The organism is Paenibacillus sp. 598K, from assembly GCF_003851045.1.
In the GTDB taxonomy this organism is placed as follows: domain Bacteria; phylum Bacillota; class Bacilli; order Paenibacillales; family Paenibacillaceae; genus Paenibacillus_D.
Genome location: NZ_BFBX01000095.1, coordinates 1 through 8,351, shown reverse-complemented (window position 1 = coordinate 8,351; position 8,351 = coordinate 1). Strand labels below are relative to the sequence as shown.

The window sequence follows — 8,351 nt, the reverse complement described above, 5'->3', positions numbered from 1 at the left end:
GTCCGACACTACCCGCTAGACGAGGACGCCTGCCGATTCGAGACCAGCGACCCGATGCTGCAGCAGATCTGGGACATCTGCCGACGGGGCGTGCAGCTCTGCTCGCAGGAGGGCTATGTCGATTGTCCATCCCGCGAGAAGGGGCAGTACCTCGGCGACAATACGATCATCGGACCAACGCATATGTACATCAGCGGCGACGCTGAGCTCTTCAAAAAAGCGATCCGCGAGTTCGCCCGATCCGCAGACATCTGCCCGGGCCTGCTCGCCGTTACGCCGGGCAACTTCATGCAGGAAATCGCCGACTACTCGCTCCAATGGCCGATGCAGTTGCTCGCTTATTATCGCTACAGCGGCGATCTCGCTTTCCTGCAGGAGATGTATCCGATCGCCGAACAGATGCTGGACTACTTCCGCGCCTATGCACGGGAGGATGGACTGCTGCATAATCTCAACGACAAATGGAATATGGTCGACTGGCCCGACAACCTGCGCGACGGCTACGACTTCCCGCTCACCCGGCCTGGCACCGACGGCTGTCACAATGTGTTGAACAGCTATTATTACGGCTGTGTCCAGATGGTCCAGACGATCCGGGAGCTGCTGGGGGTGCCGTATGAGGATGAGCTGCCGCGACTGCGCCGCGCCTTCGTCGAGGCTTTCTATTGTGAAGAGACAGGGTTGTTCGTCGATGCAGTCGGCTCGGCACACAGCGCCCTGCACGCCAATGTGTTGCCGCTGCTGTTCGGACTCGCGCCAGAGCGTGCGATCGAACCGATCCTCGGACTTATCGCAGAGCGGCGGTTCAGCTGTGGGGTGTATATGAGCTACTTCGTCATGAAGGCGCTGGCAGCGCATGGCCGTACGGAGATGATCTATGAGCTGATCATGGGCGAGGACGAGCGCTCCTGGAGCAATATGGTTCGCGAAGGAGCGACGACCTGTTACGAGGCATGGGGCAAGGAGCAGAAGTGGAACACCAGCCTTTGCCACGGCTGGGCAGCGGCGCCGATCCCGTTGCTGATCGAGGACATCATCGGACTTCAGCCGGCAGAGCCAGGCTGGGGCCGGGTACGCTTCGCGCCGCGCTTGCCGCAGGGGATGCCGGACTTCTCCCTGCGACTGCCGACGCCGCGCGGTCCGATCCTCGTCGCCTATGTCGGCGGCGAGGTGACGCTGGGGGCGCCGGAGGGCGTCGAGGTGATCGAGGAACGCACGTAGTCCTTCAGAGCACAGGGGAGCAGCGAATCCCTCCCCTGTCAGACCCGCATCCTCCACCTGGCGCGATCGCTACCCTACTGCTCGATATAGATGCTGTTATCCTGCGGCGACCAACGGACCTTGGCGCCCAGCGCCTCGCTCATGAAGCGTACCGGGATCATCGTATGGCCCCGGTGCAAGGCGGGCGGCTGCGTCAACGTATAGGCGCTGCCGTTCACCTGTGCCCGGCGATCGCCGACCCGCATCGTCACCTCGCGATCGCCGATTTTTACCTTCAGCTCTCCGCCTTGCCATTGCACATTTCCTCCCAGGAAGGCGACGCTGTCGCGCAAAGGCAGCATGACCGTGCCGTCGATGTTTTGCGGCGCGACGGCCAGCTGCTGCTTTTCGCCATTGACATAGACGCGGATCGGCGGATGATACAGATCGAGCTTTTGGAGCACATTGTGCTTGCTGACCGTGTAGACGATCCCTTGTCCCTCGTAGAGGAACACCGTGCCCGGCGACAGATCCGACAGCTCCGCCGTATACAGCCGCTTCAGCCCAGGCGTCTGGTAGATGTCCAGCTTGCCGTCGCGACGCTGCAGGATCGTGCCGTCCGAGGCCGTCTGGAAGTAGAAGTCCGCGCTCGGCAGCGCGTGGTAATTGCCCTTGGGGTCAAAGAAGAAAAATGCCCCGCCCACCGATCCGGCATACCCCGCCGCAAAGCTGCCCGGTCCCGGATGATGATGATCGTACAGGCTGTCCCGCCCCGGCTCGCCTTTGAGCTGCTTGCTCCAGACAACCTTGCCGCTTGGACTGACTGCGGAATAGGTCGTCGTGCCCGCACTCTCGTTGTAGCGGTAAAGGTACATCTGCCCATCCGGCCCGACACCGGCATAGCGATCCTCCTTGTCGAACGAAAGCTCGTGACTGAACTTCAGCCGCATCTGGTCATCGTAAAAGGAGAACCGCGACGTCCCTTTGCGCACCATTCTGGCCGTCACCAGATACCCGTTCTGATAACCGAGGATTGCGCCGGTCCACTGCTTCTTCTCCAGCAATCGCCCCGATCGATCATACCGATAGCTCACATACTGCTCCGACCCCGTCTCCAGATAAGCCAGGATCGTCCCATCCGACAGGATATCCAGCCCGACCAGCGAGCGAATTTTCTCCGAATAGGTCTTCTGCCACCGCTTTTCCCCAGACTGACTGTAGGCATGGAGCGTATACACATCCTGATCTTTATCATTCTTCGCTGCCGTAAATGCGTAGACGCTGCCATCCTTGCCGATCTCGGCATAGCTGCCGAAGAATTCATAGTAGAAGTTGGACCCTTTCAGATACTCGATGACCGTGATAAGCTTGCCCGTCGTCGTATCTACGATATATAAGCGATGATCGGCAAAAAAATAGAGCGCATCGGCGGCGATCTGCGCCCGGAAGGAATCGATCTGAATCGCATCGGCGAGCTCCTCGTTTTCATAGACCCATTCGGGGTCGGGCCACGCGGTCGTCGTCTGCGCCTGCGCATACAGCGGAAGGAGCGACAGCAGCATCAGCGCTGCCAGCATCCCTGCCGCGATTCGTTTTATTCCCATTCTCTCTCGTTCCTCTCCTGCTTGATCTCTGTCGGCCAGGGTAGTTGCTATCCCGCCTACTCATTCCATCGGCGTCAGAGCCTTCGGATGTGAGTCAGGATGGGGATGCCCCTTTGACGCTGACGTTGTCCCTAGGTGATTGCACCTATCTATTTAGCAATGAAGTTTGCCGATAGAGTTCAATAAGACTCCAATTCAGGAAGGATGATACGAATATGGAAATCGGCAAGCGAACGTTACTGCTCCTGCTAGCTTTTTGCCTCCTATGTACGGCGGCGGTGCAGGCGCGAGAAGTGGTCTGGGAAGAGCAAGAAGAAGAGGAGGAACAGGAAGATACGGGATGGTGGCAAATCGTTTCAATGCCGCCTAGAGACACAGATGGCCATTGGTCGGAAACGCTTTTTAGCTGGGCTCGCAGAATGCTCATTATCGATGGTTATCGAGAGGATGGCACCTATAGACCGGACCGGCTGGTGACAGAGGCAGAGTTCCTCAAGATGCTGTATCGTTCGATGGGCTTGCCGGCGGGAGCAGCGTCGTACAACGACTACAGGGACTGGACGGATAGTCTTTATAGTATGGCCCTAACCTACAATTATCCTGTGAAAGGGGCGAAGGAGAAGCAACTGCGCTCGCAGCCGCTCACGAGACAGACGGCAGCGGAGCTGCTCATTGGCGTACAGGGGCTTCACTATACGGGCGAGGCCGCCCAGATCTATCTAATTACTAAAGGCTTGGCCAATCGTGAGATCGCCGATCCATCGGAATTCGGCGGGGAGGAGTATTTCAGCAGAGCCGAGGCGCTGTCATGGATACGTCAGCACTTGCTGCGGGGTGCTTGGAAACTACATGTGAGGCCTACCGAGCCATCTGATCCGGTAACGCTGCCTGTCTTGTCCAAGACTCCCGTGCCTGTCTTGCCGGACTTCAGCCTCCGTTCGGCGTCGGCGGAAGATTTTGACTTATGGTCCGGCGATACGTCCGTTGCGTCGATCGGAGCTGCCAAAGCCTCACTTGACGCAGTGCTGGGTGCGGAACCGGATTTCATGCTGGACTGGTTCGACTACTTGTCATTCGATGCCAAGCTTGATTCCAAAGGCCATCTGCAATTCTGGCTGGCTAACGAATACAACTCTGCCAACAGCGAGCAGCGTGTCCACACCTACAAAGGGATTGCCGTAGGAGTGAGCACCCTGTCGGATGTCATCGAGGCTTATGGGACGGCTGGAATCATCAAGGATCATCAAGCACTATATTATTACTTAAAAAATAACGATGGTAGCTATACTCCGTTTGTGCCCGACTTCCGCGTGATGAATTTAGAAAAAATCTACACCATTGCCTTCGGCTTTGATCCCGAGACACAACTCGTCACGATCGCCATGGCGGGCTGGCTGCCTTATCTGAATGGCAGGCCAGAATAGTCCATCACTGCAAGAGCCCTTCACCTTGGAAGAGACGCTTGGCGACTAGGTTAATGCCTACTAGAACTCCCGAACTTAGATTATACTTAATACAGAAAGTCGATTTCTCGGATTTTTTGTTCCACGAAAGGAGGGACTTGAATTGCATTCGAATTCAAATTTGAGTAAATTCACGGTTGCGGGCGTTCTCATTAGTATTCTTATATTGGGATTCTCGTGTTACGGTCTTATACTCCTTTTCGATCGACGCTATCTTTTGCCTTCTGATTATGATTTAATTTTCTTTTTTGGCGCCTTTTCTGTTGTTGCTCTACCTCTGATCTCTATTTTCATCACTCTCTTGGCCCACCGAACAAATAAGACGATGTATGAAGAGTTGGAAATCTTGCATAGGAGAATAGCAGAAATGGAGAAAAAACAAACCGCCAACCGACCATAACAAGGGGTGTCCCTCCGTCATCCAACGATGACAGGCGGGCACCCCTTGTCCTTGTCTGGCGCGATTGCTTAGAGCTGCCGCTCTCTATCAGAGGCGAGCTTGAAGGCCGTCGGTTGTTGTCCGGTCAGCGCGCGACTGCGGCTGTCCGGCTGCGAGGTGCCGACATAGACCGTATAGTCTCCGGCATACAGCATCCGCTTGCCCTGTTCGTCGTAGAGCCCAAAAGCCTCGAGCGGCAGGTCCAGCGTGATCTCCTGCTCCTCCTGCGGCTGCAGCCGCACCTTGCGGAACGCCTTGAGCTGCGGATTCGGCGTGCCCTCGCGCTCCGCCTTCACGTACACCTGCAGCGCCTCGCCCCCGGCTATGCCGCCGTCGTTGCGCAGCCTGGCGCTCACCTGTATGCCACGCTCGCTGGACAACTCGCCGTCCACCCGCACATCGCTCAGGCTGAACTGTGTGTACGAGAGACCATAGCCGAACGGATAGAGCGCCTCCTGCTGCATGTACCGATACGTGCGGCCTTGCATCGCATAGTCCGTGAATTCCGGCAGCTCATCTACTGAATGATAGAGTGTGATCGGCAGCTTGCCCTCCGGCGAGAATGCCCCGAAGATCGCGTCGGCGATGACGCGTCCGCCCTGCGAGCCGGGATACCAGCCCTGGAGGATCGCCGGCACATGCGCCTCGGCCCAGCCCAGACCCATCGCGCTGCCAGCGAGCACGACCAGGATGACCGGCTTGCCGCTCTCATAGGCCGTCCGCAGCACCTCCTCCTGCAAGCCCGGGAACGCGAGATCCCGCTTGTCGCCGCTGCCGTACTGATTGCCAGTGTCGCCCTCCTCGCCTTCGAGGCTGGCGTCCAGACCGAGGCAGACGACGACTACGTCGCTCTGCGCGCAGACGCCCTTCACCTCCGAGAGCCGGTCGCCGACCTCGCCGAGCGCCTCGACCTTATCCTTGTAGAGATGGCAGCCCTCCGAGTAAAAGACGCGGATGTCGTCGCCGACAGCATCCTGGATGCCTTCGAGCACCGTGATATAGCGGGAGGCCGTGCCCTCATAGTTGCCCACTAGCGCCCGCCGGTTGTTGGCGTTGGGGCCGATGACGCCAATCGTGCGGATCGTGGAGCGATCGAGCGGCAGCAGGCCGTCGTTTTTGAGCAGCACCAGACTCGACTGCGCCGCCTGCCGATTCAGCGCCTGCATCGGCGGCGAGTCGACCTCAGCATAGCCGATCGCGCTGTACGGCACGCGCTCCGGCGCGTCGAACATGCCGAGCTTCATCCGCGTCGTGAACAGGCGGGTCACCGCCCGATCGATCGTCTCCTCGGTCACCAGGCCGCGCTCCACCGCCTCGGTCAAGTGGATGAACAGGCTGCCGCAGTTGATGTCGCAGCCCCGATTGACCGCGAGCGCGACGGATTCGACCTCATCGGCCGTTACCTTGTGATGCAGATGGAAGTCCCGGATCGCCCAGCAGTCGGATACGACATGACCGTCGAAGCCCCACTCGCCGCGTAGGATCCGCTCCAGCAGCAGCTCGCTGCCGCAGCACGGCTCGCCGTTGGTTCGGTTGTACGCGCCCATCACGGCCTCGACGCCAGCCTCCTGCACGCAAGCCTGGAACGCCGGCAGGTACGTCTCGTACAGATCCTGGATCGATGTCTCGGCATTAAAGCTGTGACGGATGTCCTCCGGCCCCGAGTGGACGGCAAAATGCTTGGCGCAGGCAGCGCTCTTCAGATAATCCTCGTCATTGCCTTGCAAGCCGTTGATGTAGCGCACGCCCAATCTGCCGGACAGAAACGGGTCCTCGCCATACGTCTCATGCCCCCGTCCCCAGCGCGGGTCGCGGAAGATATTCACGTTGGGCGCCCAGAAGGTCAGCCCCTTGTAGATGTCCGTATCTCCGTACTGCTGCTGCATGTTGTACTTCGCCCGGCCCTCGGTCGCCGTCGCGTCGGCCACCGCCTCCAGCAGCTCCTCGTCGAAGGTCGCCGCCAGACCGATCGCCTGCGGGAATACCGTCGCCACCCCTGCCCGGGCGACGCCATGCAGCGCCTCGTTCCACCAGTTGTATGCCGGGATACCGAGCCGCTCGATCGCTGGCGCGGCATGCAGCATCTGCCGTACCTTCTCCTTCAGCGTCATCTGCGCGACGAGCGCCTCCGCCCGTTGCTTGTAGCCATCGATCTTTGCCTGATTTTGCACCCGTTTTGCCATTCAAATCTCGCTCCTTTGGATGAAAGATTCCGCTCGTGTATCCGATTACAACGGTGGATCGAAGCCATCGTTGATGCTATTATAACGACATACGAACCACTGACGCTTCATATCGCGTGCGGGATGCTCCTCAAATCTTGCGATTTGGGACCGCCCGCCGAGCAGAGGGGAAGAAGGTGCATGATCGAACAACTAGACGGCATCCGGGAGACGGTAATGTTCCATGCAGACTCTGGCATCCGTCTCTATCATAATAGCGAGTCCGAGGACTATCCGCTTCACTGGCATACGGCCGCCGAGATCATCCTGCCGCTCCATAATGGCTACACGGTGCGGGTCAGCGACGTCACCTACACCCCCGGACCGGGCGATATCCTCATCATCCCGCCCGGCGAGCTGCATGAGATCAAGGCGCCCGAGACCGGCGAGCGGCTCATCCTGCAGGTCGATGTCGGGCTGCTGCAACGGCTGCAGCTGCTCGAGCCAGCGCTCCATCTGATGCGTCCCGCCGCTCTCGTGTCTGCCGCTGACAAGACATCGATCGAGGTGGATGCGACCACGCCGCGCGGACTGCTGCTCCAGCTGCAGGGGGAGCATCTCGGCGATGCACCGCTGCGGGAGGCTGCGGCCTATGGGCTGCTGATTCAGTTTTTCGTGCGCGTCGGACGCGACCTCGCGCAGCAGGACGGGCGGCGCAGCGCCCCTCGCGACAGCAAGCGCCGCCGTCAGATCGAGATCTTCCTGCGCGTATGCCGCCATATCGACGAGCACTGCGTGCGCGAGCTTGCGATCGACGAGCTGGCCGAGCTGGCGGGGTACAGCAAGTTCCACTTCGCCCGGATGTTCAAGTCGTGCATCGGCGTCTCCTGCCATGACTATGTGACGCGCCAGCGCATCCTGCGCGCCGAGCAGTTGCTCGCCGACCCTCTCCTGCCGGTGACGGAGGTGGCGATGCGCGCGGGTTTCGGCAGCCTGGCCACGTTCAACCGCGCCTTCAAGCACCGGCATCGCTGCTCGCCGACGCAGTACAGGCAGCTCCATGTCACCGGGCTGCGCTGATGGGCGCGCGGTTCGGCCCTTAAGCCTGCCGTAGCTGCTCTAACGCTCGCCCTCGCGCTTATTTCCGCTATTTTGCGCTTTTTGAAATTCTTACGCTCGCCACGGCGCTTATTTGTGAGAATGGGCTCTTTTTGGCGTGGTTTTATCAAAATAAGCTCGCTGGTGGACGTTAGCCTCGGAGAGGTCGACTTTTCGACCCAATAAGGCCAAGGGCGAGCGTTAGAATCACGGACGAGCTCACCAGCGGACAGGCAGTCGAACGGATAGCAAGCGAGCGCGTCGGAAGGACAGATACCAGGATTGTGCTACTAGGTAAAGGTGCGAAAAACAGCCATGACAAGAGAAGCCTTGTCACCCCCAGGAATGAAAATATGCCGGGTGCCTCAGTCGCATCCCGACTTTT

The 8,351-nt window shown here is 59.2% G+C and carries 5 protein-coding genes; 3 read left to right on the top strand and 2 right to left on the bottom strand.

Annotated features, from left to right (window positions below):
* The coding region (locus tag PA598K_RS25175; RefSeq protein WP_148091993.1) for an alpha-L-rhamnosidase-related protein at positions 1-1,221 on the top strand (1,221 nt) is incomplete at its 5' end.
* A gap of 74 nt (positions 1,222-1,295) precedes the next feature.
* Here the strand turns inward: PA598K_RS25175 and PA598K_RS25170 are convergent.
* A complete protein-coding gene (locus PA598K_RS25170; protein WP_128659607.1) occupies positions 1,296-2,804 on the bottom strand; it encodes a copper amine oxidase N-terminal domain-containing protein in 1,509 nt (502 codons plus the stop codon).
* 215 nt (positions 2,805-3,019) lie between these two features.
* On the opposite strand from PA598K_RS25170, the gene PA598K_RS25165 reads away from it, so the two are divergent.
* A complete protein-coding gene (locus PA598K_RS25165; RefSeq protein WP_128659606.1) occupies positions 3,020-4,228 on the top strand; it encodes an S-layer homology domain-containing protein in 1,209 nt (402 codons plus the stop codon).
* A gap of 507 nt (positions 4,229-4,735) precedes the next feature.
* Here PA598K_RS25165 and PA598K_RS25160 read toward each other — a convergent pair.
* Complete coding sequence (locus tag PA598K_RS25160; RefSeq protein ID WP_128659605.1) at positions 4,736-6,889, bottom strand: glycoside hydrolase family 3 C-terminal domain-containing protein; 2,154 nt, start codon at positions 6,887-6,889, stop codon at positions 4,736-4,738.
* A 180-nt stretch (positions 6,890-7,069) separates the two neighbouring features.
* On the opposite strand from PA598K_RS25160, the gene PA598K_RS25155 reads away from it, so the two are divergent.
* Entirely contained in the window at positions 7,070-7,948 is an 879-nt protein-coding gene (locus tag PA598K_RS25155; protein WP_128659604.1) for a helix-turn-helix transcriptional regulator, read from the top strand.
* Positions 7,949-8,351: the final 403 nt, after the last annotated feature.